The organism is Paraburkholderia susongensis, from assembly GCF_900177725.1.
Lineage (GTDB): Bacteria > Pseudomonadota > Gammaproteobacteria > Burkholderiales > Burkholderiaceae > Paraburkholderia > Paraburkholderia susongensis.
The window spans coordinates 223,952-250,034 of the sequence record NZ_FXAT01000007.1; the positions used below are offsets into that span (position 1 = coordinate 223,952).

Annotated in this window: 23 protein-coding genes; 16 read left to right on the top strand and 7 right to left on the bottom strand. The window is 61.8% G+C overall.

Translation table 11 applies throughout. From position 1 onward, the window contains the following. Positions 1 to 213 precede the first annotated feature (213 nt). The 3 genes from B9Z01_RS21870 to B9Z01_RS21880 form a co-directional block, all read right to left on the bottom strand. Entirely contained in the window at positions 214 to 432 is a 219-nt protein-coding gene (locus B9Z01_RS21870) for a hypothetical protein (RefSeq protein ID WP_085486896.1), read from the bottom strand. Between the two features lie 261 nt (positions 433 to 693). After that, on the bottom strand, positions 694 to 975 hold the full coding sequence (locus tag B9Z01_RS21875) for a hypothetical protein (RefSeq protein ID WP_085486898.1): 282 nt from the start codon (positions 973 to 975) through the stop codon (positions 694 to 696). An 88-nt stretch (positions 976 to 1,063) separates the two neighbouring features. Next, on the bottom strand, positions 1,064 to 1,333 hold the full coding sequence (locus B9Z01_RS21880; RefSeq protein ID WP_085486900.1) for a hypothetical protein: 270 nt from the start codon (positions 1,331 to 1,333) through the stop codon (positions 1,064 to 1,066). A gap of 424 nt (positions 1,334 to 1,757) precedes the next feature. Here B9Z01_RS21880 and B9Z01_RS21885 point away from each other — a divergent pair, with 424 nt between their 5' ends. Beyond that, entirely contained in the window at positions 1,758 to 3,917 is a 2,160-nt protein-coding gene (locus B9Z01_RS21885) for a serine/threonine protein kinase (protein WP_085486902.1), read from the top strand. A 90-nt stretch (positions 3,918 to 4,007) separates the two neighbouring features. Here the strand turns inward: B9Z01_RS21885 and B9Z01_RS21890 are convergent, their stop codons facing one another. Continuing rightward, on the bottom strand, positions 4,008 to 6,110 hold the full coding sequence (locus B9Z01_RS21890) for an SUMF1/EgtB/PvdO family nonheme iron enzyme (protein ID WP_085487136.1): 2,103 nt from the start codon (positions 6,108 to 6,110) through the stop codon (positions 4,008 to 4,010). A 365-nt stretch (positions 6,111 to 6,475) separates the two neighbouring features. Here B9Z01_RS21890 and B9Z01_RS21895 point away from each other — a divergent pair, with 365 nt between their 5' ends. From B9Z01_RS21895 to B9Z01_RS21935, 9 genes are all read left to right on the top strand, one after another. Continuing rightward, positions 6,476 to 6,976: a DUF4399 domain-containing protein gene (locus B9Z01_RS21895; protein WP_085486904.1), complete on the top strand. Its 501-nt coding sequence runs from the start codon at positions 6,476 to 6,478 to the stop codon at positions 6,974 to 6,976. Positions 6,977 to 7,021: 45 nt separating this feature from the next. After that, a complete protein-coding gene (locus B9Z01_RS21900; RefSeq protein WP_085486906.1) occupies positions 7,022 to 7,465 on the top strand; it encodes a DUF4399 domain-containing protein in 444 nt (147 codons plus the stop codon). A gap of 292 nt (positions 7,466 to 7,757) precedes the next feature. Continuing rightward, positions 7,758 to 8,042, top strand: coding sequence for a hypothetical protein (locus B9Z01_RS21905; protein ID WP_085486907.1), 285 nt, complete (start codon positions 7,758 to 7,760; stop codon positions 8,040 to 8,042). Between the two features lie 333 nt (positions 8,043 to 8,375). Beyond that, entirely contained in the window at positions 8,376 to 9,788 is a 1,413-nt protein-coding gene (locus tag B9Z01_RS21910) for an efflux transporter outer membrane subunit (RefSeq protein ID WP_085487138.1), read from the top strand. A 250-nt stretch (positions 9,789 to 10,038) separates the two neighbouring features. Next, the gene (locus tag B9Z01_RS21915; protein WP_085486909.1) at positions 10,039 to 12,633 is read left to right on the top strand and encodes an FHA domain-containing protein; all 2,595 of its coding nucleotides are present in this window, start codon (positions 10,039 to 10,041) and stop codon (positions 12,631 to 12,633) included. Next, the gene (locus tag B9Z01_RS21920; protein ID WP_085486911.1) at positions 12,611 to 13,984 is read left to right on the top strand and encodes a beta-barrel domain-containing protein; all 1,374 of its coding nucleotides are present in this window, start codon (positions 12,611 to 12,613) and stop codon (positions 13,982 to 13,984) included. The genes B9Z01_RS21915 and B9Z01_RS21920 overlap by 23 nt, the downstream gene beginning before the upstream one ends. 37 nt (positions 13,985 to 14,021) lie before the next feature. Further along, positions 14,022 to 14,774 (top strand): peptidylprolyl isomerase, encoded by a 753-nt coding sequence (locus B9Z01_RS21925; RefSeq protein ID WP_085486913.1) that lies wholly within the window; start codon positions 14,022 to 14,024, stop codon positions 14,772 to 14,774. Between the two features lie 23 nt (positions 14,775 to 14,797). Continuing rightward, positions 14,798 to 17,857 (top strand): peptidase domain-containing ABC transporter, encoded by a 3,060-nt coding sequence (locus B9Z01_RS21930; RefSeq protein ID WP_085486915.1) that lies wholly within the window; start codon positions 14,798 to 14,800, stop codon positions 17,855 to 17,857. Beyond that, positions 17,854 to 19,212, top strand: coding sequence for a sigma-54 interaction domain-containing protein (locus tag B9Z01_RS21935; RefSeq protein ID WP_085486917.1), 1,359 nt, complete (start codon positions 17,854 to 17,856; stop codon positions 19,210 to 19,212). Before B9Z01_RS21930 ends, B9Z01_RS21935 begins: the two co-directional genes overlap by 4 nt. 61 nt (positions 19,213 to 19,273) lie before the next feature. On the opposite strand, the gene B9Z01_RS21940 is transcribed toward B9Z01_RS21935, so the two are convergent. Both B9Z01_RS21940 and B9Z01_RS21945 read right to left on the bottom strand, forming a co-directional pair. Beyond that, a complete protein-coding gene (locus tag B9Z01_RS21940; RefSeq protein ID WP_085486919.1) occupies positions 19,274 to 20,044 on the bottom strand; it encodes a PP2C family protein-serine/threonine phosphatase in 771 nt (256 codons plus the stop codon). Positions 20,045 to 20,049: 5 nt separating this feature from the next. Further along, positions 20,050 to 20,337 carry a hypothetical protein gene (locus tag B9Z01_RS21945; RefSeq protein WP_085486921.1) on the bottom strand — a complete coding sequence of 96 codons (288 nt, stop codon included), beginning with the start codon at positions 20,335 to 20,337 and terminating at the stop codon, positions 20,050 to 20,052. 459 nt (positions 20,338 to 20,796) lie between these two features. Here B9Z01_RS21945 and B9Z01_RS21950 point away from each other — a divergent pair, with 459 nt between their 5' ends. Both B9Z01_RS21950 and B9Z01_RS21955 read left to right on the top strand, forming a co-directional pair. After that, positions 20,797 to 21,354 carry a lecithin retinol acyltransferase family protein gene (locus B9Z01_RS21950; protein WP_085486923.1) on the top strand — a complete coding sequence of 186 codons (558 nt, stop codon included), beginning with the start codon at positions 20,797 to 20,799 and terminating at the stop codon, positions 21,352 to 21,354. 54 nt (positions 21,355 to 21,408) lie between these two features. Next, the gene (locus B9Z01_RS21955; RefSeq protein WP_085486925.1) at positions 21,409 to 21,660 is read left to right on the top strand and encodes a hypothetical protein; all 252 of its coding nucleotides are present in this window, start codon (positions 21,409 to 21,411) and stop codon (positions 21,658 to 21,660) included. Here the strand turns inward: B9Z01_RS21955 and B9Z01_RS21960 are convergent. After that, entirely contained in the window at positions 21,657 to 22,535 is an 879-nt protein-coding gene (locus B9Z01_RS21960; RefSeq protein WP_085486926.1) for a LysR family transcriptional regulator, read from the bottom strand. The genes B9Z01_RS21955 and B9Z01_RS21960 overlap by 4 nt on opposite strands. A gap of 590 nt (positions 22,536 to 23,125) precedes the next feature. Here B9Z01_RS21960 and B9Z01_RS21965 point away from each other — a divergent pair. The 4 genes from B9Z01_RS21965 to B9Z01_RS21980 all read left to right on the top strand — a co-directional run bounded on the left by B9Z01_RS21965 (position 23,126) and on the right by B9Z01_RS21980 (position 26,018). Continuing rightward, entirely contained in the window at positions 23,126 to 23,617 is a 492-nt protein-coding gene (locus B9Z01_RS21965; RefSeq protein WP_085486928.1) for a DUF4126 family protein, read from the top strand. Between the two features lie 284 nt (positions 23,618 to 23,901). Next, positions 23,902 to 24,264, top strand: a complete 363-nt coding sequence (locus tag B9Z01_RS21970) for a CHAP domain-containing protein (RefSeq protein WP_085486930.1) — start codon at positions 23,902 to 23,904, stop codon at positions 24,262 to 24,264. A 2-nt stretch (positions 24,265 to 24,266) separates the two neighbouring features. After that, positions 24,267 to 24,761: a DUF3828 domain-containing protein gene (locus B9Z01_RS21975; protein ID WP_085486932.1), complete on the top strand. Its 495-nt coding sequence runs from the start codon at positions 24,267 to 24,269 to the stop codon at positions 24,759 to 24,761. A 210-nt stretch (positions 24,762 to 24,971) separates the two neighbouring features. After that, positions 24,972 to 26,018, top strand: a complete 1,047-nt coding sequence (locus B9Z01_RS21980) for a phytoene/squalene synthase family protein (protein ID WP_085486934.1) — start codon at positions 24,972 to 24,974, stop codon at positions 26,016 to 26,018. Positions 26,019 to 26,083: the final 65 nt, after the last annotated feature.

Genomic DNA, 26,083 nt, shown 5'->3' on the forward strand with positions numbered 1-26,083 from the left:
TGCGTGACAGCCCGGCCGGATCGCACGGGCGGAGAGGGCCCGCGAGAACGAAGATGTTCGCACGAACCCGACGCATTGCGCGCGAATGGTTGGATTGCGGCGCAGCTTCGCGTGAAGCGGATAGAAGAAAAATGGACGCTGCAAAAGCAGGCCCAAATAGAAACGGCACGCGCGGTTCGCGCGTGCCGTTGTGATGAGGAAAGCGTTGCAGCTCTAGCGGCGTTGCCGTCCGCGCTGCAGAGCGTCGCTGGCGATACGCTGATGCGCCGCGGGAAAGCCCGGCGGATATTCGACGACGCGCGTCGCGGCCGGCACCAGTGCCACCGCAATACTCGAGCGCGCACCGACGCGTGCGCCACCGACGACTGCGGCCATTGCTTCACGGTCGAGCTCGACGCTCTCGGTCAGATCCTTGATGACGAGCTTTGTCATGGCGGCTCCAGAAAAGCAACCGGGTGGCGGGGTCTATCCGGAGTCCGGCCGCCGCGCTTGCAGGGTGTTCGTTATGTCGTTCGAAGTACTGAGGTCTCGACGCACTATCAGTATAGGAAATCGGTGTGCGGTTTGCCCGAGGTGGTGGGCATTCATGTCGGCATTGAGGTTGACGCTGGGAACGGCACCGTGGATGGCGGCATCGCGAGTGACGCCGCTGCGGCAGTGAGGGAACCCCCGGTCCCGCGCTGCTGCACGCGCTCACACGACGGCGTAGTTGGCGCCCCACAGCGACGGGTCGACGTTCAGCTTGAGCGGCACGAAACCCGCGCCGATCACGCCGATGTTGTTGAGTGCGGCAACGTTCACGTTTTGTTGCTGAACGAGATTCTGGTTCACCGTGACGTTGACGTTGGCAATGCCGGCAAGACCGCTCAGCGGCAAGCCGGGAACGTTGCTGCCGGTACCGCCGGCGAGCGCGGACATGGCCCGGCGATCGAGCTCGCGAGTGCCGGACAGATCGCGAATCATGAGGGATGACATGGCGTTTCTCCAAAGGTGCGCGAAAGGCGGAGATGAACGGCGTGCGGCGAAGCGTCCGACGGGAGCGGATGCTTCGCCGCGTCGCGCATTACATGTGGATGTTGTTGCTCGACGTGTTGAACGGATCGAGCGTCGAGGTGATGCCGCCGGCGAACGCAACGTTGTTGCCGTTGGCGTTTTCCAGGTTCAACTCGTTGTTGATCAGTTGCGTGGCGTTGACGTTCTTGCTGTTGTTCGGCGCGATGACCGGGCTGAAGTTGTAGTACAGGCTCGGGCCGAAGCCGCCGCGCACGGAGCGCATGGCGTTGCTGTCGAGTTGTTCGGTGACAGGCAGGTCTTTGATCGTCAGCGTGTTCATGGTGAGTCTCCTGAAGGAAGGTATCGCAGTCTTGCGAGTGGTTTCGAGCAACTTGTTTGCTCGGACATCACTAACGCACAGGTTGTGCCAGATTTATTCAAGCATCCTGATGAAGTTGAACAATCCTTGACGTATAAGGGCTTCCGGGCTGAATCGAAGCAGACGCATGACCTGCCGAAGCAGTTTATCGAGCGGCGAGCGGTGGCGTCGCTCCGACAGATGGGCACGTTCTGTTGGTTCTCGCACGACATCGGCGCGCCGCGCGTGCACTGCATCGCGCGGGCCATTCCTGGTTTGCGAAAGCGTGGACCGGGAGCTAGTATCGAAACGGCACATGTAACTGGTTACGACAGGTTTCCTATCGGCCCGCGTGGCTTCGGTCGCATGCGACACGGTCCAGCGGCAATGGCGGTGCTTCGCACAAATGGCTAGCCTTGCGCGTGTGATTCACGACTTCCAGAACGGCGAGCTGTCTCGTGACGAGTTCGTCGCTCGACTCGACAGTACGCTGGCGACCGGGCAATCCGATCCGGCGCAACTGCTGGAGATGCTCGGCGCCGCGCATCGTCAAACGCCGTTGCCTGACGATCTCTATCTGGAAGTGCGGCGGCGCATCGAGCAACTGCGCGTGTCGAACGTCGCGGCAGGCGGCGAGGAAACCGGTATCCAGACGACGGTGGAGATGCCGTCGCTGCGCTCCGCGAGCGCGGACGGCGCGGGTGCTTCGGGTGCTTCAGGCAACTCCTCCGCGCACGACCCGATCAAGGGCATCGGCGATACACTGAACAACCGTTTCGTGCTCGAGGAATGCCTCGGCGTCGGCGGCATGGGCACCGTGTACAAGGCGCTCGATCTGCGCAAGCTCGAAGCATCGGACCGCAAGCCGTATCTCGCGATCAAGGTGCTCAACGTCCAGTTTCGCGGCAATCCGAACTCGCTCGTCGCGTTGCAGCGCGAGGCGCGCAAGGCGCAGGTGCTCGCGCATCGCAACATCATCACGGTGTACGACTTCGACCGCGACGGACCGATCGTTTATCTGACGATGGAGTACCTGAGCGGCAAGCCGCTCAGCCAGTTGCTGCGCACGCCCGGTTATCAGGGCATGCCGGTGCGTGCCGCGCTGCCGATCGTGCGCGGCATGTGCGCGGCGCTGGCCTATGCGCACGAGCGCGGCTTTGTCCATTGCGACTTCAAGCCTGCCAATGTGTTTCTGACCACGAACGCCGAAGTGAAAGTCATCGACTTCGGCATTGCCCGCGTATTCCAGCGGCCGGAAGAGGAAAGCGACGCGACGGTGTTCGATCCGGGCAGCCTCGGCGCGTTGACGCCCGCGTATGCGAGCCCGGAGATGATCGAGCATCGCGAGCCCGATCCGCGCGACGACATCTATGCGCTCGGTTGTATTACGTACGAACTGCTGACGGGCCATCATCCCTTCGATCGGCTTTCCGCGACGCAGGCGCGCAATGCCGATTTCAAGGCACAGCGTCCGCCGAATCTGGACACGCGGCAGTGGCGCGCGTTGCGCGCCGCGTTGTCGTTCGACCGCAATACGCGGATGCCGAGCGTCACGCGCTTCATCGCCGAGTTCGACAATGAGGCGCGTGCGGAGAAGTCGGGCACGCTTGCGAAGGCCGGGCTCGCGAGTCTCGCCGTGGTGTGCGCGGCGGCGGTCGGCGTATTCGCGCTGCGCTCGGGGCCGGGCCGCCAGGAAGGGGCACGGACGGATCAGATGGATCGGGCAGGCGGTGCGTCGGCGGGCGCGCCTTCAACGACTGCGGCGCAGATGCCGCCATCTTCCGCAGCCGCAAATGACGCGGGCAATGCCTCGGCAAGCGCGGGTTCGCCGCCGGCAGCCTCGTTGGCACTTGCGTTACCTGCACCGCCCGCGCCGAAGCTCACGCCAAAGCCCGCATTGACGCTCGCCGCAATTGCACCCGTGCTCGCTCAGGTGCCGTGCTCGGCGCTGTCGGCCAGCGTCGAGGATCACATGCTGACGGTGCGCGGTTTCGTTTCGCAGCGTGACGGCGTCGCGCATCTGAAAGACACGTTGGCGGCGTTGCCGGGCGTCGATACGTTGATGCTCGACGTCCAGCCGCTCGCCGACGACAAATGCGACACCGTCAAGACGCTCGCACCGTATTGGGTTCACAACTGGCAGGCCGGCCGCGTTGCGTCGCTGCACGTGCGGCCGCCGGGCGGCCAGTTGACCGAGGGTGACGCGCTCGTGGTCGACGTGAGCACGCCCGGCTTCGATTCGTATGTGAACGTCGACTACTATCAGCTCGACGGCAGCGTCGTGCACATGGTGCCGAGCCCGCGCGCGAAGGACAATCAGGCGCCGCCGAATTACGCGGCCACGATTGGCAGTGCGGGTGACTGGATCATCTCGAAGCCATTCGGGGCGGAAATGGTGGTGCTGCTGATTACACCGGTGCAGCTATTCGACAAGCCGCGTCCGGAAAGCGAATCGCGCTCGGACTATCTGCGCGCGCTCGATACGCGGCTCGCACAAATTGGCGGCAAGTATGGGCGGGATCATATCGTCGCGGATTTCGCACCGATTACGACGAGGCCGCGCTGACCCTGAAAGCGCATCGGCAGAGTTGCGGCAAGAACCGCAATCAGGCGCAATCGCAAGACCGCAAACCGGTTCGCGATGCGGCCGCCCGCATTAGTGCAAATCCTTGACCACGCGAAAGCCATCCTGCGATTGACGCACGCCCGCGCTGTATTTGAAGCGCGTCGCGCTCAGCATGTAGTTGCCGCCTTCGCGCCAGGAGCCGCCGCGAATCACGCGCATCTCGCAGCCGGGGCTGTCCCACACGCGACCGTCGGCGGGTGCGCCCTGGTAGGAGTTGTGCCAGCAGTCGGCGGTCCATTCCCAGACGCCGCCGTTCATGTCGTACAGACCGAGCGGATTCGGCGGGAAAGAACCGACGCTCTCCGGTCCTTCCTTGTGCCACGGGTCGCCGCAATCCTTGCAATTGGCGGCGCCCCTGCGCATCTGCTCACCCCACCAGTATGCGGTCGTGGTGCCGGCGCGGTCTGCGTATTCCCATTCGGCCTCGGTGGGCAAGCGGTAGGGTTTGCCCGTGATTTTGGCGAGCCATTTGACGTACTGCTGCGCGTCGTCCCAACTGAGATCGCGCGCGGGCGCGGCTTTGTTGGTGTTGCTTTCGGGTGTGAGCTTCTGACACGCGTTGGCGGCGACGCACGCGTTCCATTGCTCGACCGTCACCGCGTATTTGCCGATCGCGAACGGTGCATCGATGCTCACATGATGAACCGGTTTTTCGGAAGGATCGTCGGTGCTGCTGCCCATCGCGAACGATCCCGGAGGTACGGCGATCATGATCGGGCAGGTCGCGCAGTCGCGTATTTCGGTGGTGCCCGGTGGATGAGCGGCGGCCTTTTGCGCGAGTGGGGCGGTGCTTGCGGCGGCGGTCGTGGCAGCTGTGGCAGTCGTGGCTGTCGCGGGCGGCGGCACGGTCGATGCGGAAGCCGTTGATGGCGTATGCGCGGGTGCCTGAGTTGCCGCACTTGCCTGCGCGGCGGGGCGAGCGGCGGGTGCCGCTGGCATGACCCGTCCGCTCTGGCTGTTTTGCGCCGCAGGTGCAACCGGCGGCGCGGCCGGCGTTGTACCTGCCGCCGTATTCGATGCCGCCGCCGCGCGCAACCGGTCGATGCGCGCATGCGCGAGCGGGACGAAACGGCCATTCGGATAGGCCTTCAGATAGGCCTCGTAATCGGCGGGGTAATTGCTGTCCTTGATCGAATTCCAGAACGTGATTTCGTACTGCTCGTTGCTGTCTTGCGGCAGAATGCCCCGGCTGCGCAGCGCGATGGCGCGATTGCCGGGCACGTCTGACGAGAGTGCGGCGGCTCCGTTTTCGGGCTCGATGGAAGAAAGCGCGACCGTGGTCCAAGGTTGTTGCGCTCCCTGCGTTGCGTCGCGAACCTCGGCGGCAACGCGTCGAAGCAGCGCGGCCAGTGGTTGCGACGGCGCGTCATGCAGCGCGCGCAGCAGCGCACCGGTATAGACGCCGTGACGAGGGCCGTCCGCCGCAAACCCGCCTCGCGCGGCGGCATAGGCAATGACCGTGTGCGCAGGTAGCGCCAGTGTATTGAAGGAGGTTGCGTCAGGCGTAAAGGGATTATTCAGGCACGTATCGAGAATCACGAGATTGAGCCGGCCGGTGCGCGCGGTTTGCATCGCGTGCAATACCGTATTCAGATCGACACCATTGCTGAGGAGAGAAGCGGGCGCGCGAGTATCCGGTTTTGTATCGAGTCCAGCCGGAATAAGCAGCGTTTGCTGGCCTATTTGCATTCCATGTCCAGCGAAATAGAAAAGCCCGATGCTGCCCGTTTGCAAACGTTGCCCGAATTCGCCGATGGCCTGCCGCATTTGCAGCGGCGTCGCATCCGTGCGAAAGATGACGTCGAACCCGCGAGCGAGCAGCGTATCGCGCATCGCTTCGGCGTCGCGCGGTGCATTTCCGCTCAGCGGGTCTTCCGGATTGCCGTACGCGCCGTTGCCGATGACGAGCGCAACGCGTCGAGAGTGCTCGTGTCCGTGGGATGGAGTAAATGGCGAGAACAATGAGAGAGTCTTTTCCATCTCCGCCGAATTGCTCGCCGAAATACGCGTCACAGTACTCGTCACGGCAATCGCACCTGGTGCGACGCTTGCGCGTTGAGTCGCGGCAACAGCGCTGCCCGACTGGGTCTGGATTGCCCCAGCCATGCATACCAGCAGGAATTTTCGCCACATCTTCATATCCCGTTTGTTCCGGACAGAATTTAGGCATTCGAGGACCGTGTCGACCGTAGTATTTGCTGAAATACCGCGGGAGAAATGTCGATGCCACTCACGGCCATTTATCCGCGGCCTGTCGCTAACGATAGTGCGCGCTTTGCACATCAAAACTGTCCGGGAGTCCTCAACGCGTCATACGGTTAACGAGCATCGCGTATCTTTTTGGCAAGTTAAGTCCTAAGCCGATTCACAAAGTCACGCTGCACGGTCGTTTTAACTACGCGGCTGTCCGGGAATTCACATCCACGACATTCCGCTGGAACGCCCGGCGGGTCATACGCAGCCGGGCCGGCCATGACCCCTCTTCGGGAGAGTGCGCGATGCGAAGAACCCGTATTCCCTTTCTTTCCAGCAGGCTTGCGGCGAAACCGCTTGCCGGCGCGCTGCGTGTGATCTTGTGCGCGACGCTCGTTGCGGTATTCGCGAGCATCGGGCTAGCGGGCATCGCGCGCGCGGAGCAGACACCGTCGCCGCCGGGCGCCGAGGAGTACATCATCTGGCCGCCGGATGGCGCAGTGATTCATGGCGGCAAGCTCTGGGTGCGCATGGGCTTGCGCAATATGGGTGTGTGCCCGAAGGGCGTCGCGATTCCGAATACCGGCCACCATCATCTTCTGATCGACACGGATCTGCCGCCGCTCGACCAGGAAATTCCTTCGGATCGCCAGCATCTGCATTTCGGCGCGGGCGAAACCGACGCGCGCATCGAGTTGCCGCCCGGCAAGCACACGTTGCAGCTGATTCTCGGCGACCACAACCACGTGCCGCACGTGCCGCCTGTGTATTCGAAGAAGATCACCATCACCGTGCAAAAAGACTAGCGCGATCCGTTCGTAGAGGCGGATCGGCGGTATCGGAGAGACTTCATGTACAAGATCATTGCGGCCGCGGCGCTGATGGCATCCGCGGCATTGGCTGCATGGGCCGTGCCGGACGCGGCACTCGCCGGCTCGACGCCGGCGCCACCCGGCGCACATGCGTATATCGGCTATCCGAACGACGGCCAGGTGGTGCCGGCCAACAAACCCTTTCGCGTATGGTTCGGCCTGCGTTTCATGGGCGTTGCGCCGAAAGGCGTCAAATACCCGAATACCGGCCACCATCATCTTCTGATCGACACCGACCTGCCGCCGATGGATCAGGAAATTCCATCGGACCGCAACCACCTGCATTTCGGCGCGGGCGAAACGGAAACGATGATTCAGTTGCCGCCCGGCAAGCACACGCTGCAATTGCTGATGGGTGACGACATGCATATGCCGCACAACCCGCCGGTGTACTCGAAGAAGATCACGGTCATTGCGCGGTGAGGAGTGTGGTGAATGGCGCGTTGAATGAGGTTCGATCTACTGTCACGATGCAGCCAACCATTTCGAACGCGCTGTTGGCTGCAATCCACCATTCGCGGTTGGGCGTTCCATTGCCAGCGTCGTGCGAAAAATGATCTCCATGTGCCGAAGTCCCTTGCGTGTGGACGTTCACGGTGTCAATGAGAAAGGAAAAGCCATGCTGGCATAGCCCATGCGTGAATAGCGGCCGAGCAGACAAGTTGCTCGAATCCCAACGCAGGACTATGTGCTTTCCCCTTTCAGGAGATCTACCATGAACACGCTGATGATCCATGACCTGTCCATTACCGAGCAACTCGACAGCAAGGCAATGAGCGCCGTGCGCGGCGGCACCGGCTACTACGTTCCGTGGTCGTCGTATTACAGCTTCGCGCCCGTGTATGCGCCGAACAACAGCAAGACCGTCAACGCGACACAACTGATCAGCACGACGATGAATATCGAAAGCGCGAACGGCAATAACTCGGCGCTCGTCACGGGCACCACGACGCAGATCGATCCGCGTGTGAGTTCGAGCAACAACATCTTCGTTTCCTGAGCGACGCGGCGCACGCGCGGCTCCCCGGTTAGCGCGTGCGCGTCCCGCAGGCGCGCCGCTCAAAAAGATCACTTATCCAATCGTCCTTTTGACGCAACTCTCGCGTTCCCGTCCGTTTCCCCGTGCCGATATGGCTGCGGCTTCCCCGACGAAACCGCATGGTCCCGGCTCGGCCTGAAGCACCGCACTTCTCGCGGAAAACGGGTGCCACTGGAGACAATCGTGTCAGCGTTGCCTGGTTCATCGTTGTCTGGTTCAAGGTTGTTCGAGTCGTCGTTGCTCGACACATTGATCCGTCAGCGCCGGCTTCCCGCGATTCTCGCGCTGCGCCGCATTGGCAGTGCACTGCGCGGTGCTTGCGCGGCAACGGTGTGTGCGCTGTCGCTCTGCGCATGCATCGATATCAGCATGCCGGTTTATCAGCGTCCCGGCACGCCTACCAAGACGGCGTGGTCCGATCAGAAGGGCGCGCCCGTGTCGGCTGCCGCGACCATCGAGCGCGACTGGTGGAAGGGCTTCCAGGATCCGTATCTCGACACACTGATCGACCAGGCGATCGCGGGCAACTTCGATATTCAGGTGCTGGCCGCGCGGATCGATGTCGCTCGCACGCAGATCGGCGAAGCGAAGGCAGGCGCGTTGCCGACCGTGGACTTGGGCGCCGGTGCCCAGTTTGAAAAGAGCACCGGCCAGCCCTTTGTGAGGCAGTACAACCTCGCGACGCAGGTGAACTGGGACATCGACATCTGGGGCAAAGTCGAAAAAGGCGTGCGCGCGCAGAAGGCGGAGTTTCACGCGACCGAGGCGGACTGGCGTGCCGGTTATCTCGAACTGGTCGCGAACGTTTCCAGCACCTATTTCCAGATCCTGCAATTCGACGACCAGATCGAGCAGCAGCAGAAAACGCTCGCTACGAACCGGCAGATTCTGACGATCTACGAGGGCCAGGCGCGTAACGGCCTCGTGCCGCAAACTCAGGTATTGCGCCAGCAGGCCGAAATCAACCGGCTGACGAACGATTTATACGAATTACGCCGCTCGCGTGCGCTCGCCAATAACGCGCTCTGCACGCTGATTGGTGTGCCGGCCGGGGAATTCGAGCTGCCGCGTGGCCATTTGCAGGAGCGCGTGAAATTGCCCGTCGTACCCGACGGGTTGCCCGCGCAATTGCTTTCGCGGCGCCCCGACATCGTGGCTGCCGAATTCAGGGTGCTGGAAGCCTATAACCTCGTGGGCGAGGCGAAGCTCGCGCAATTGCCGAGCATTGGCCTGACCGCGCAAGGCGGCACGGCAAGTTTCGCGCTGAATGATCTGCTGAAGTCGTTTACGTTCGGGCTCATGCCGAGCATCAATATTCCATTGCTCGACCCGGGCGTGCGCGCGCATGTGAAAGTGACCGAGGCGCAGTCGAAAGTCGCCGAGCAGCAATACCGCGTGGCTGTGATGGGGGCATTCGAGGAAGTGGAAAACGCGCTGGTCAATCTGAGCGCGCACAAGCAGCAGCGCACGGAATTGCAACAGCAGGTGTCGCGCCTGCAGATCGTAGCGGATCAGATTCAGGCGCAATTGCGGCTTGGCGTGGTGTCGCAACTGGAGGTTTTCGAAACCGAGCGAACTCTACTGGATGCGCAGCAAGCACTACTCGAGAACCACCAACTGATCCTGTCCGACACGGTAACGCTTTACAAGGCGCTTGGCGGCGGCTGGCCGAGCGTCGATGTGGAGGCGCAAGCGAAAGAGAAGTAACGGAACATTGAGCTAATCCGGCAGGTGGCGTTCGTGCGGGGGTATTTCGTCTGCCAACGACGCGCCGGTTGTCTTCTCAACAACGATATGGAAATTGACACTCGTCATGCGTGACTTACAATCCTTGTGGAGACAGTGTTCGCGCCGCTCTTCACGACAACATCGTTGCGCCGTGGTTCTTCGTCGCAGTTCCATCGCGTCCTTGCCGCGTTCTCGCCGCGGCGGGTAAACGCTTAGTGATCCAGATAAAATGGCCGCCGGCGAAGCCCCGATTGCTGAGATGCGCGCGGCAGTGCACACCGCCTTCGACGTGGTGTTGTCGCCGGTTGCGTCCGCGCAACGCCCGACATTCGACGCTATCCGCATTGTCGATAATCTCTTCGCGGTCGGCCGCAGCGAAGCACCCTTCAACGACTATCCCGCACAGTGGACCGCGAGTCTGTCGCGCCGCCACGCGCGCATTTTCACTGAGCACGGCGCGGTCTACGTGGCCGACCTCGGCAGCAAGAACGGCACGACCATCAACGGCGTCGCGGTGCGGCAAACCCCGGCGCGCGTACGCGCAGGCGATGAATTGTGCTTCGGCGGCGAGCTTTGCTATCGCGTCGGCGTCGAGCCGCGCGCGCGCATCGTGGCGGGCGCCGCCGCCTCACCTGCACCGCATCTGCTGCTGGTGCCGCAGCGCGACGACCTCGGCCTGCAGCCGGTCGAAGTACAGGCATTTCCGTTTCTCGTCAGCAAGGCGGATGACGTTTTCTCGCGCTACAAGGAGCGCTACCCGCATCAGGTTAATTACATTTCGCGGCGCCATGCACATCTTTTTCTGAAGGGCAGCGAGCTGTTCGTCGAAGATCTCGGCAGCACCAACGGCACGTTTGTGAACGGAAAGCGGCTCGACGAGTCCGCGTTGCCGCTCGGGGAGGGCGACGTCGTTGCATTTGGCGGCGATCACTTCGTCTACAGGGTGTCGCTACAGAAACAGCCTGAAGTCGAGCCGACCGTGACCCAGCTCTCCCTGAACCCCGCCGCAGACAGTGCGGTCGATCTGGACAAGACCACGTTCGTGGGTGCCGCGCATTCGTTCCTCGACATCTTTTGTGTCGACCCGGCGTTACAGCGCGAGGACGAGACGAACGAAGCGGCGCAAACGGCATGCGCGCAGGCAAGGCGCGATGGAAGCAGCGGCGCGGTCAATGGCGCACCGGGCGCGAATGGCGCCGGCAATGATAGCGGCGCAAACGCAAAAAGTACTGCAAAGAATGCCGCCAGAAGCAAGCCGCGCCGCTGGCGCCTGCTTGCCGGTGAACTCGGCAAGGCTTTCGCGGACGGCGAGCGCGCGAACGTCCGCCGCATTGCGGCGTGGGGCGGCGCGGGTGTCGCCGTGCTGATGGCGCTTGGCGTGGCGCTTTATCTGCACGGCTCGTCGGAGCGCGAACTGAAGAACCTTCTCGCAAGCGGCGATTACACGAGTGCGGTTACGGTTGCTCAAGACTATCTCGCCAATCATCCAGCGGACGCGAAAATCAGCGCGCTCGCAAGCGAAGCACTGTTGAAGGCAAAACTCCCAGACTGGCTCAACGCGCTGGAAAAGGCGCAGTTCGATCAGGCCGACGTTCTGCTCAAGGACATGAAGTCGTCGAGCGCGAATAACGCGGATGCGGTTTCGCTGGTGGGCGAATTGCAATGGGCCGGCGATCTGGAGCGCTTCGTTGCGGCGCGCGGCGGCGTCGACGCACCGATCCGCATGTACGCGGACGAGTCGACGATCAACAATCTGTTGCGGCGCTGGGACGATGACGCGAGAAGTCATCAGCGCGCACTCGACCGGATTGCGAGCTACGTGCCTGCATTCGTGGAGCCCTATGCGCAGGTGTTGAGTCATCTGCGCAAGCTGGAAAGCGACGATTCGGTCTATGTCGCTGCAATCGAGCGGCTGAACGGCGTGATTCGCACCGAATTGGCGCGCGACAAACCCGACGCCCTGCCGCCGGTACTCGACGATTACGCGCAGCGTTATCCGCGGCTTGCCGGCCTCGACCGCGTACGCGACGATTTACGCCAATACACCGCGTTGCTCAACGCCGCGCTCAGCCGTCAGTTGACGTCATTGCTCGCGATGATGGAAGCGGCTCACTTCAGCACGCTGCCTTTTCAGGCGCAGTTTCAGCAACTGGCGGCCACGCGTCTGCCATCGCCGGAGATCGTTCAACGGCAGAACTCGGTCGATGCCGCATGGCAGCGCGGCGACGCGCAACAGGCGCTGGCCGGTTTGCAGTCGATGCCGGCAAGCCCATGGTCCGACGTGCTCGCAGTCGAAGCGGCGCACAAGAAGGCATTGTTCGATCAATACACCGATCTGCGGAAAACGCGCGGCGGCAAGGATTACGACCAGCGTCTGCTGTCGTTCTACGCGAGTCTCGATCCGAAAACGGACGCGTGGTTCGTGCAGTCGATCCAGCAGGACGTCGCCGCATTGCACGACAAAGCACTCGCACGCGCGCAGGATCTGCTGCTGCGCGCGCAGAGCCTGTGGCAGGAGTACCGCGCGAGCGGCCCGATTGGCGGTACGGAGCGGCTCGAAGCGGGTATTTCGCCGGGATTTCGCAATGAGGCGCGCCTGCTTTCCGATGCGCAAACGGCGGCGCAACAGGGCATGCGCATCTACACGCAACTGAAGGCCGACCATCCCGCCGACTTCGACCGCCTGCTCGCGGATATCGAAGCCGAAGCGAGTTTGCAGCGCCGGTCATTGACCGAATTGCGCATGGTGCTCGACCCCGGGCTCCTGAAAGCGAAGCTCTCGTTGATTGGAGGCGATCAGAGTGAAACGCGACCCGCACCCTAGGCCGTTGTCGGAGGCGCTCGAAGATCACAGCGTCGAGGGCATCGCGATTCTGACCTCGGAGCCGGTGCGGATCGCGCACGCGTTGATCTGGACGATGGTCGGGCTGGTGGTGGCGGGCTTGCTGTGGTCGCTCGTCGGCCGGGCGGATGTGATCGTCAGCGCGCCGGGAACCTTGTCGCCGGAGTCGGAAGTGCGGCGCATCTATGCACCGATCGACGGCGAACTCGCGGACCTCTATATCGCCGAGGGGCAGCCAGTATCGAAAGGCGACGTACTCGCGCGGCTCAATGCGCGCGGCGCGATCGAAGCCGCGAGCAATGCGTTGCAGGCGCAACTCAAACTCGAAGACGCTGAGCGTGAGTGGAAGCAGTTTCCGGAGAAGAAGGCATTGCTCGAACGAAAGGCTGCCGCATTGAAAGCGCAACTGGACGTCGAGGAGCGGTTGCACGAAAACCGCATCTCCGAAGGCACGACGAAGCTGGCCGAAGGACAGAAGGCCGAACTCGACGAAGCACGCAGCACGCTCGACAACGCGCGTCGCGCGCGCGAGGCGGCGCGTCAGGAACTGGATCGCTATTCGCGGCTATTTGCGCAGCCGGGTGGCGGCGGCATCGCCGAATTGCAGGTCGAGCAGAAGCGCACGGCGGCGCTCGAAGCGGATAACGCCTATCGCGTCGCGCAATCGAAGCTCGCGGAGCTCGATTTCCGCCTGAGCCACGAATACGCGCAGGCGAACGCGCAACTCGCAACCAGTGGACAGCAGACCACCGATCTTCAACTGCAATACGATTCGGCGGTGCGCGACATTACCGACGCGGAAGACAAGCTGCGCGTGCAATTGCAAAGCGCGCGTCTGGAGGCCGATGCCGCCGCACGAGTCCGCTTCGAGAACATCGATAAAGACAACTTCCTGCTGATTCTCGCGCCGGTTTCCGGCGTCATTACCGATGTCACGTCGACACAGCGCGGCGACAAAATTCAGGCGAACGCGCCGCTCGGTGGCATTGCGCCGAAAGATGCGCGTCCCGTTCTGAAGATAGAAATCGCCGAACACGATCGCGCTTTTCTGCATGAAGGCCAGCAGGTCAGGATGAAGTTCAACGCGTTTCCGTATCAGCGCTACGGGCTCATCAGCGGCACGCTCGCGTATATCTCGCCTGCAACGAAGCCGTCGGCGCAGGACAAGCAGCCGGTCTACGAAGGCCGGGTCACGCTCGACAAGGACTATTACCAGGTTGCCGGTACACGTTACCCGCTGCGCTACGGCATGACGGCCAATGCGGAAATCGTCGTGCGCGAGCGGCGCTTGATCGACCTGGGTCTCGATCCGTTCAGGCAGGTGGCGGGTTGAGCGCGCCGATTACACGTCAATCAAAGGAGCGGATGAAATGACCGCGATAGTGCGTATCGATGACGAAGTCGTGGACGTGGACGAGTTCATTCGTCTTCTGAAACTGACCGGCCAGTTCGAGAGCCTGATCGAGCAGATCGTGCGCGACAAGCTCACCGTGCATGCAGCGAAAAAGCAGGGCGTTGCCGTGACCGCAGACGAGATCCAGCAACGCGCCGACCAGTTTCGCCGTGTGCGCGGGCTGCATCGCGCGGCGGACATGAACCATTATCTCGACGCATTGCACGTGAGTCTCGATGAATTCGAGGCGTTCATTACCGATGGCCTGTATCAGGAGAAGATGCTCGACGAAGTCGGTAACGATTCCGCGATTCGCGATTACTTTGCGCTCAATTCGCCGAAGTTCGATGCGATCGAGGTGAGTCATATCGTGCTGGACAGCGAGGGCAAGGCGAAGGAAATGATTTCTTACCTGCACGACGATCCCGACAGTTTCGCGGAGATGGCGCGCGAACATTCGATTGCCGATACGCGCGAATCGGGCGGCGTGATAGGCAAGGTACTGCGTGGTTCGTTGAAGCCCGATATCGAAGCGAAGATCTTCAATGCGGCGGTAGGCGATCTGCTCGGGCCGTTTCCATCGGCAGATCGCTCGTGCTTCGAGATTTTCGCGGTGACGGCCAAATATCCGGCCACGCTCGACGCCGACGTGGCCACCGAAATCCGGCGCCTGCTGCGCGAAAGCTGGCTGATTGCGCGCGCGCAGGAACACGTGATTGAAGCGCACTAGCGTGCCCGCTCCATTCGACGCATATGGACGCTCCCCAGACCGCGCCTTCCGCCGCCGAGTTTCTCGCCTCGGTGGAAATTCTGTCGCCGTTTTCGCGCGACGAGATCGAGCGTCTCGCTGAATATGCGCAAGCACGCTTCTATACATTCGGCGAAACAGTCTGCTCGGCGGGTGAAGTCGCCGATGGTCTGTACGTGATCCGTTCGGGCTCCGTGCGCATCTTTACCGAGGAACATGGCAAGGAAACCAGCATGGGGGTACGCAAGTCGGGCGAGATTTTCGCCGACATCGCGATGCTGCGTACCTATGTCCACGAAGCGTCAGTGCGTGCGTCGGCGAAAACCGAATTGCTGTTCATCCCGCGCGCCGCGCTTGAACCAGTGATGGCCGGCAATCAGGCCGCGTTGGCATTTGTCGCGAGCTATGTCGCGATCAATTCGGCAGGCGGGTTTGTCGCGCAACTGTTCGATCTGCGAGGCAAACTCGACAAGGCGGAACTCGAAGAGTACGTGCGCAGTGTCGGTGTAAAGCGGGTGCCGGAGGGCAAGGAAATTCTCCGGCAGGACAGCCGCGACGACCGCCGCCTCTATGTGGTGCGGCAAGGCGAGGTGCGCATCGTCCGGCATGAGGAAGGGCGCGACTACACGCTGGCGACGCTCGGCGAAGGCGAGATATTCGGCGAAAAGGCATGCCTGATGCGTCAGGAGCAGCAGGCCTCGGCGGTCGCTGCCACCGACACGCGCCTGCTCGTGATTCCCGAGCGTACGGTTCATTTCATTCTCGAACGCAATCCGAAGCTGCGCGAGGTGCTCGACGAACGTATCCGCTATGGCGACCGCGAATTGCAGCGGCAAAAACGGCTGGAGCAGCGGCGCAAGCTGCCGTTGATGCTCGACTTGCAGAGCAAGCCGGAATTCGGCGAGAAGATCATCAAGCGCTTTGCGCTGGTCGAGCAGGCCGAGGAGATGGATTGCGGCGCAGCGTGTCTCGCGATGATATGCCGCCACTACGGCATTCCGATGACGCTCGGCAAGCTGCGTGAACTCGCGAACGTCACGACGCAGGGCGCGACGCTCGACAGTCTTGCGCGAGCGGGCGAATCGCTCGGCTTCACGGCGCGCGGCGTGCAATGCACGTTCGATTCGTTGCGCGGCTTCGAGCTGCCGTTCATCGTGCATTGGGAGGGTTATCACTACGTCGTCGTGTACGGGCTCTCGAAAGACTATGTGTGGATGGCGGACCCGGCACTCGGTTTCAGAAAACTGGCCGTCGAGGATTTCGAGCGCGGCTGGAGCGGCACGTGCCTGCTGTTTACCGGCGGCCCGCATCTATTGCAGATATCGGCCGCGCGTTCTCCGTGGATACGTTTTGTCGGTTATCTGAAGCCGTACCGCAAGATACTCGGCCATCTGTTTCTGGCGACATTCGTGATTCAGGTGTTGGGCGTGATTCCGCCGCTGATTATTCAGAACATTCTCGACGGTGTGATCGTGCATCAGAACGTCGGTCTGCTGCATCTGCTCATAGGCGGGCTGATTATTTCCAATGTGTTCTCGCAGTTGATGTCGACGATTCGCGCGTATCTCGCGAATTTCATGGTGCGCAATATGGACTTCGCGATGATGTCGCAGTTCTTCAAGCACACGTTGTCGCTGCCATTCTCGTTCTTCGCGAAGCGCAAGACCGGCGACATTTTTGCGCGCTTTCAGGAGAACCAGACCATTCGCGCGTTTCTGACCGAATCCACGGTAACCACTGCATTGAATCTGTTGATGATCTTCATCTACTTCACGATCATGTTCGTCTATAACGTGAAGATGACACTCGTATTGATCGCGTTCGTGATTCCGATCATGGCGCTGACCGCGATCGCGACACCGAAAATCAAGGCTTATGCGCGCGAAGTGTTCACCGCCTCGACCGAGGCGAAGTCGTTTCTGATGGAAGCGCTTTCCGGCGTCGAGACCGTCAAGGGCATGGGTATCGAGCGGCCTGTGCGGCTGCGGTGGGAGAAGAAGTACGCGAAGGCGCTCGAACTGCAGTATCGCGCGCATGCGTTCAATATCATGGTCAGCTTCGGCAGTCAGTTGCTCAATGCCGCGACGACGATTGCGATTCTCTGGGTCGGCGCGAATCTGGTGCTCGCGCATGAAATGTCGATTGGTCAGTTGATTGCGTTCAATGCATTCATGGGCAGCGTATTGAGCCCGTTGATGGGGCTCGTCGGCCTGTGGAGCATGCTCAACGATGCGGGTGTGGCGATGGAGCGGCTCGGCGACGTGCTCGACATCGAGCCCGAACAGAAGCCGCAGGACTTGCCGTCGCGAGTCATGCTGCCGGAACTGCAAGGCGAAATCAGCCTAAGCGGCGTGTATTTCCGCTACGGCGACGACGATTCGGCTTATGTGCTGGAGAACATCAGCTTCGAGATCAAGCCCGGCGAGCTGGTTGCCATCGTCGGGCGCAGCGGTTCGGGCAAGACGACGCTCGCGAAGCTGCTGGTTGGTTTTTATCAGCCGAGCGAGGGCAAGATGACGATCGATGGCTACGATGCCGGTGTGATCGACAAGACGTATTTCCGCGCGCAGATCGGCTATGTGATGCAAAGCAATCTGCTCTTCTCTGGCACGATCGCGGAGAACATCGCGAGCGGCGACGACGCGCCCGAGCGCCGCCGCATCGAGGAAGTCGCGAAGATGGCCGACGCGCATGGCTTTATCAGCAAGATGCCGCTCGGCTACGAGCAGATTGTCGGTGAACGGGGCATTGGTTTGTCGGGCGGGCAGATCCAGCGCTTGTGCATTGCGCGCGCGCTTTATCACGATCCGCGTCTGCTCGTATTCGACGAGGCGACGTCGGCGCTCGACTCGCAGTCGGAAAGCAATATTCTCGGCAATATGCACGACATTCTGAAAGGCCGCACTGCGGTAATCATCGCGCACCGGCTCAGCACGATCATGCGCGCGGACAAGATTCTCGTGCTGTACGAAGGCGCGATCGTCGAACAGGGTCGTCACGATGAGCTGATTCAACGTGGCGGCATGTACTACCAGCTCGTGCAGAAACAGTTGAGTACATCATGATGAAGATACTCGATCAGACTGAAGAGGCCAGTCCGGCGATCTCGTATGCGGGGCTGATCGAGCGGATCGAGATTTTGCGCTCCACGTTGCGCTGGTCGTCGCGACTCGAACGCGCGGATATCGACAAACTGCTCAGACAAGCCACGTCGCTGCGCGACGAGGTGATGCAGCTTTCGCACAAGGAGCGCTTCGTGCAGGCGGCAGTGGCAGCGGAACCGCAGGAAGCCGCCGGTCAATCGCGCGGCGCGCGCCGCAAGGCGCTGCTGGAACGCAGCTTCATTTTCGAAGGGACGTTCGGCGACAATCCGCGCTTGCTCGAATCGCTGGAAATCGCCGAGAAGGCGGCGCCGACCGATTTGCCGGTGTTGATCGACGGCGAAAGCGGCACCGGCAAGGAATTGATGGCGAAAGTGATTCACGCGAACGGCGCGCGCGCGGACAAGCCGTTTATTTCCGTGAATTGCGGAGCCATTCCGGACAATCTGCTCGAATCGGAATTGTTCGGGCATCGCAAGGGTGCGTTCACCGGGGCGTCGAACGACCGCAAAGGCAAATTCGAAAGCGCGCATACAGGGACGATCTTTCTCGACGAGATCGGCGAATTGCCGCTGGCAGGGCAGGTGAAACTGCTGCGTGTGCTCGAATCGCACGAGATTCAGCGCGTGGGGTCCGACGAAACGATTGCGGTCGATACGCGTATCGTCGCGGCGACCAATCGCAATCTGCGCAAACTGAGCGAAGCGGGCAAGTTTCGCGAAGATCTGTTCTATCGGCTCAGCGTGATTCACGTGACGCTGCCGCCGCTGCGCGAGCGGCGCGATGAAATACCGCTGCTGATTGCATGGTTCGGCGACGAAGCGGCCGGCACGTTGAAGCGCAGGCCCGTCAGATTGACGCCGCGTTTGCGGGACTTTCTGCTGGGTTACGCGTATCCGGGCAATATCCGCGAGTTGCGCAACATGATGTACCGCATTTCATGTCTCGCGGGCGATATGGCGGACGTCGAGCATTTGCCGCTCGATATGCGGCCGGCCTCGGCTGGCTCCACCGCGGCTTCGACGGACGGCGCGCACACGAGCGGCGAGCAGCCGATCAGCGTCGCGAATCTGATGTCGTTGAGCGACGCAAAGCGGGCCGCCAGCGACGATGCCGAAAAAGCGTTTCTGGAGCGCGGACTGCGCGAGGTGAGCGGCACGGTGGCCGAACTCGCGAGGCGGATCGATATGAACCGCTCGCATCTGCAGATGCTGCTAAAAAAGCATGGGCTGCATTCGAAGGATTTTCGCAACCGCAATGGGCCGGTCGCGAAGCAGAACGGTGCGAACGAGCGCGACGAAGAGGACGGCGAAGCCTGAGGGCGCGAGCATAGCCGCGATTCAACCGCGACCTTGATGCCGAGCCTGCGTAAAAGTCATCTCACGGCGCAGGATTCAACAATGTTTTATCCGACGCATTCGGGTCCTGCGCTTCGACAACCACCGCCGTGATATTGTCGCGTCCGCCCCGCGCGAGCGCGAGTTCGACGAGGTCGCCGCAGGCGTTCTCCCGCTCCGCCGAAGTCAGCACGCCGGCTATTTCGTCGTCGCTCAGTTCGTTGCTGAGGCCGTCGCTGCAAAGCAGGAACACGTCGCCATCGGCGACTTCGATCGCATCGTCATCGAGTTCGAGCACGTCCGTCGCGCCGACCGCGCGCGTAATCATATGCTGTGCGGGATGGTGACGCGCCTCTTCTTCGGTGATGACGCCAAGCGAGCGCAACTCCTCGACCTGGCTGTGGTCGCGTGTGAGTTGCCGCAACTGTCCTGCGCGGTACAGATAGATGCGGCTGTCGCCGGCCCAGACATAGCCGCAGAAACGGTCGCACGCGAGCAGCACGACCACCGTGCTGCCAATGCGCTGCACCTGGCGGCGCGCGGCTTCGTCGCGCAATTGGCGGTTCGCGCTTTGCAACCGCGCGCGCGTATCGGCGATCAGCGTCCTGATGCTGAGCGGCGCTGCGAGACGACCCAACGCGTCGATCACCGTGCGGCTTGCCAGTTCGCCGACCGCGTGCCCGCCCATGCCGTCGGCGACCGCCCAGCGGCCGGCTTCGGGCTGGTCGAGGCAGGCGTCTTCGTTGATTTCGCGTACACGTCCCGCGTCGGAACGCGCGGACGACGTCCAGCGAAATTGGCTCGCACAGGTCACAACGGCTACACCATATCGTTTCTGTTGCGTGCGTCGGGAGAGACGTTGATGTTCGAGTTCGCGCCGGTGTTGCGCACGTCGACCGACTGGAACTGGTTGATCATCTGGTTAGCGTAGAAGTTGTTGGACACCTCGTACAGATTGACGACGGGTCCAATGCTCGGCGTCTGGGGCACGTAGGGCTGGATCCAGCCATATACCCACGGCGCGCCACCGCCGCCGCGAATCGCCGCCATCGCCTTGCGGTCGAGCGCAAGGTTCAGCGAGAGGTCGTTGACTGTGAGGCAAGACATGGCGTTCTCCGGTAGGCCGCGTGTGCAACGCGCGCGGTTGAAGCGATGCTGCGGCTAATGGTGCAAGTGCCATGCCAATTGGCGGCGCAACTTGCCCATTTCCCGTCGCGCGTTGACTGCCGGGCGATTGCGCGCACGTGCGCCTGATGGGTGGAGCCGGGTGCGGCACGAGAGGTTGGCTCGCAGCCAACAAGCGCGTATTGAAACCGGTGTGTGACCCAACACATCGATCGGGCGCGCGGGCGTTCCTCATTCGCGGGCAAACCGCATGACGCGGCCTTCAGGCGAGCGCCGCGCACCGACACATCGGCGCGAATGCTGTTGGCTTACCGCCGACATTCACCCCCTTCAGAAAATCCTTCGCGAGCCGAAAACCCGGTAAACAGGGGCTTTTCCGCGCATGGCCCGGATGATGCAAAAGCTCTCGCAACCGTGTTGGAAATCCGAACGAGGCCAGTCATGAACACCCACACGCTCGACGCAGGCAACGAAGACCGGCAATCCGGCGCCGCAGGCTGCGCCGCATCGTCGACGATCGATCTGCCGATCGGGGCGCATCTCGTCACTCAACGAAACGGCTACGAGCATCACGGCATCTATGTCGGCAACGGCCGTGTGGTCCATTACGCGGGCTTTGCGAGTTCGGCGCATCGCGGCCCGGTCGAGGAAGTGGAGCTCGCATGCTTTGCCGCCGGTCATCCGTTGTCGATCCGCAGGACACCGAGTGCGCGCTACGCCGGCGCCGAAGCGGTGCGTCGCGCTCGCTCGCGCCTCGGTGAAAACCGCTACCGCCTGCTGACCAACAACTGCGAACACTTTTGCGCATGGTGCCTGCTCGGCGAAAGCCGCAGCGAACAGGTGCATGGCTGCCTGCGTCATCCGCGCGCGGGCGTGCGCGCGCTCATGTGTCTGGTGAAGGCGTTCGTCGAAAGCGGCGCGAGGAATGGAGCGGGTAATCGTAGGGAACGCGGTGCGCAAAGCGGCGAGTGTGCCGCGCAGATCGCGCAGATCGCGTGAACGTATCGCAATGAATGCCGCGCGCGAAGCGCGAGAGGATTCGAGGAGAGCATCATGGCCGCCGCGGAAAAAACCTTGCACTGGGCCGTCGACAAATGGCTCGCGCCCACCCCGTCGATGCCCGCGCGCGTCGTGCGGTTCTGCCATCGTACCTCGCAGCGCTACGTTTGCGTGGAGGCACTCAAGCCCGAGGGGCTGCTGTCGATCTTCTTCTTCCGCCACGGCGATGGCTCGTGGAACGTGTTTCCGCCGCAAGCCAGGCGGCCCGCGATGAACGGACATCGCCTCGCGGCAGCCGTGTATTAACCTTGGGCGGACGCACCCGCTTCCTTCACGATCCATTGACTGAACAACACCATCGCCGGTGTCATCGGCTTGCCCTTGAGGCAGGTCAGCCAGTAGCTGCCCGCGTGCACTTCCACCGCGAACGGGCGCACGAGGCGCCCCGTGTTGATCTCGTGTTCGAACATCAGCGTGGGCGCGAGCGCGATGCCCGCCCCCTGCATCGCCGCTTCCACCATCAGCCGCGACGAATCGAACACCGGCCCGCGCACCGGCCGTGGAGCGATGCCCGCGGCCGCGAACCAGTTCATCCAGTCGTCGACGCGATACGAGCGCAGTAGTGTTTCGTTGGCGAGATCGTCGGCTCGCGTGAGGCGCGCGGCGATCTCCGGCGTGCAGAGCAGCGCGAGCGGCGCGTCGAGCAGCCGCGTGGCGAGCGAGCCGGGCCATGTACCGTCGCCGAAACGAATTGCGAAATCGAGACCTTCGGTTGCGAGATCGACGAGGTTGTTGTTCGTCAGCAGCCGCAATTCGACGAATGGATGCGCCTCGCGAAACGATTTGAGGCGCGGCATGAGCCAGCCGACCGCAAACGTGCCGACCACACCGACCGTCAGCACCTCGTGAAAGTGGCCGCCGTCGAACTGCTTGAGTACTGTCTCGATGCGATCGAACGCGTCGGACAGCACCGGGCGCAGCGCGAGACCTTCGTCGGTCATCGCGAGGCCGCGCGGCAGACGCTTGAATAGCGCGGTGCCGAGCCGTTCCTCGAGCGAGCGGACCTGCTGGCTGACGGCGGCCTGGGTGACGTTCAGTTCGAGCGCGGCGCGCGTGAAGCTCAGATGCCGCGCGGACGATTCGAACGCGCGCAGCGCGTTCAGCGGAAGATACGGTCTCATGACGAAGACATTAGATTTTATTGTGAGTTGACTAACTTATCACCGTTTGCCGGCGAGGCGGGAAAAAACGCCAGGGGCCGGTTCTGATGAGTAATGGCGGTGATCTGGAGAAGAATGCTCGCGGGCGTGATGCCGGGCGTTTCGATAGCTGGGGTTTCGGCTTTGACTCCCGGCTTTGACTCGAGGCTTTAACCCGCAGCTTCGATCCACACCTCTGACCCCCGGCTGGATTTGCGGCAGGCAGCGCGAGCGCTTCGAGCAAACAACCAGGCCGGTAGAAATGAAACAGGACAGAACGAGACAGAACAATAGATGCGCCCAGTGAGCGCGGCGCCCATCTGCTCATCGGCCTCGTTATCTCCAGTCGAATTGTGCGACACTAGGGTCACATCGAAGGGGCCGAGCGCCGGCGCGGCGATGATCGGGCGGTAACGAGTGAGTGGCAGTATGCGGCCACGGCGATTGCCTCGATGTATGTGGTGAGAAGTTGACTGTCCAGATGGAATGATCGACATGTTCTGCCGACGTTCGTCCAGGTGAGCCGTCGGCTTGTTCAACCGTGCATCATTGCCCTCGATTGGGAGCCCGCTATGTCCGTGTATGTTCTGGCCTTGCTCATCGGCGTCGTCGCCGGCCTTCGCGCCATGATCGCGCCTACTGCCGTCAGTTGGGCCGCGCGTTTTGGATGGTTGCCGCTGCAAGGCACGCCGCTCGCGTTCTTCGGTTTTGCTGCTACGCCGTATATCTTCACCGTGCTGGCGGTCGTCGAACTGATTACGGATCAATTGCCCGAAACGCCGAGCCGCAAGGTGCCGTTGCAATTCGGTGCGCGCATCGTGCTCGGTGCCTTGAGCGGTGCGGCGATCAGCGGCGCGCACGGTGGTCTGGCGGGGGGCTCGATTGTCGGCGTGCTCGGTGCGGTGGTCGGCGCGGTCGGTGCGATCATCGGTACGCTCGGCGGGGCGAAGGCGCGTAGTTCGCTGGCGAGCATGTTCGGGCGGGATGCGCCGGCGGCGCTGATCGAGGACGTGGTAGCGATTGTCGGTGCTGCGCTGATCGTCGTGTCGCTGCACGGCTTCTGAGGGAGGGGTGCTGACGGCGGGACGCTTTGTGCGTCCTGCTGAGCTCGCTCTCGTCGAAGATCGAAGCAGCGTAACCTTTGGCAATGATTCATTGCAAACGCCTGCCGCCTGATTCATCAGGCGGAGTATGGCCCATCGTTGCCACTTGGCGCGCCTTTTTTCTACTGTGTGATTCGTCAGGACTCCACAGTACGACAGTCAAACGCTACCAAGTTTCGTCTTGAAAATGGGATTTATTTGGTAATGCAGATAAATTTCCAATTTCTATTACGGAATGGTGGCAAATGATGTGGAATAAACAGACGGCAATACGGTATTTGCAGACCCATGCACGGCCAGCCAGCATCAGTTCGTGCGCTCAGTACACGCGTGAGGCTGTTCAGGCAGGCGGCATCCACCTTATGCGCACTGGGCTGGCCAAGGATTATGGTTCATCGCTTGTTGGTGCCGGGTTCTATGAGGTGCACGGCGACCCGCAACCCGGTGACGTGGTGGTCATCCAGGCAACCGGCGCGCACACGGCAGGACATATGGCGATGTTCGATGGGCAAATCTGGATCAGTGACTTCAGGCAACTGCATGGCTTTTACCCTGGTCCGGAATATCGGATTCATCGGCCTGCCTACAAAATATATCGGCACGACTAACGATGAAGAACTTTCTTTTACGCATTTTTGCTTCGCTGTCCATCGCACTGAGCCTGGGCATGGTGCAGCCCGCCGCGGCGGCTGATACTCCCGAAGCCACAGTCAGGGAGTTTTACGCCTGGTACATCGGAAAACAGGACGCACGCGACGCCCACTACTTTCAGCTAACGGACAACACCATTTACCGCTATGTGTCGAAAAACACGGTAGATACGCTGAGAGACGATTACAAGCACAACCGTTTGCCCGGAGATACCGACTACTTCACGCGAGTGCAGGATCTCGACCCGCGGGTATGGCTTGAAACCATGACCGTGCATCCGGCGATCATGCTCGACGGCGTGGCTGTCGTACCAGTGACCTTCGGTGTGAAGCCGCAGGACAGGCAAAACCTCGTGGTGTTCGTCGCCAGGGAAAACGGGCACTGGCGGGTCACCAAGGTAGAGGACACCCATAACGGCTACCTCGGCTATCACCAGTACGATCCGGCAGACTAATCGTGTTGCGCGGGTGTTGCGCGCGCTCACGCATGGCTTCAATCGCCGCCGCGAACTAACGTGAGATCAGAACGGCATGAGCACGGCTTGGGCGCGGCATGGACGCGCGGGCGTATACAATGCGGCAGCGCCTGATTTTTGCGGCTGGTTTGCCAACGCATCTGCCCGTATTTTTGCCATTACGCCTTGTACCGCGACCCGATCCAACCCATGCCGACTCCGACCCGGGCCATCCTTCTCGGCCCGCTCCTGAAAGGCGTTTCACGCTCCTTCTATCTGACGCTGCGCGTGCTGCCCGCCGGCATGCGCGACCCGATCGGTCTCGCGTATCTGCTCGCGCGCGCGGCCGACACGATTGCCGATACCTCGCTGATCCCGCCTGAACAACGTCTCGCATTGCTGCTCGCGCTGCGCGACCAGGTGAATGGCGTGGCCGCCGATAGCGCGTCGCTCCAGCGCATCGCTGCCGAAGTGGCGAGCCACCAGGTGCAATCGGATGAAAAGGTGCTGCTCGAATCGCTGAGCCCTGCGCTCGACGTGCTGTCGCAACTGAGCGAATCCGACCGCAAGGCCGTGCGCGGAATCGTCTCGACGCTGACCGAGGGTATGGAGTTCGATCTGCGCACGTTCCCCGACGAACGTTCCGGCGAGATCACGGCGCTGCGCGAATACGACGAACTCGATCGCTATACGTACCTCGTCGCCGGTTGCGTCGGTGAATTCTGGACGACGATGACTTACGCGCATATGCCGGGCACACTGAAAGAGCCACCCGGCACGATGACGCTTCGCGGCGTGCGTTTCGGCAAGGCGCTGCAGATGACCAACGTGCTGCGCGATTGCGGCAAGGATTTGCGCATCGGCCGCTGCTATCTGCCGCAGGCCATGCTGAATCAGCATGGCCTGAGCGCGCAGGATCTGCTGCAACCGGCCAATTCACTGCGCGCACGGCCGTTGCTCGTCGAGCTTCTGCGCAAGACGCTCGATCATTTCCGCGTGGCGCTCGACTACACGCTGGCGATTCCCGCTGGTTCGGTGCGTTTGCGTCTCGCGTGTTTGTGGCCGATTCTGATCGGCCTCGAAACACTGGTGCTGCTCGCGGATAACGGCGCGTGGCTCGATCCGGGCCGCGTGTCGAAAGTCACGCGCAATACGGTGTATGGGATCATCGCGTCGTCGCTGCTGCTGGTGCCGTCGAATGCGCTGGTGCGCAACGCGATCGAGAAGCGCATCAGAAAGATCGAAGCGCGACTGTAAACGTTTCACATACGGTCACGCGCGGGTCACGCTTGATCCGCATCATGAAATAGCGGGCAATCGGG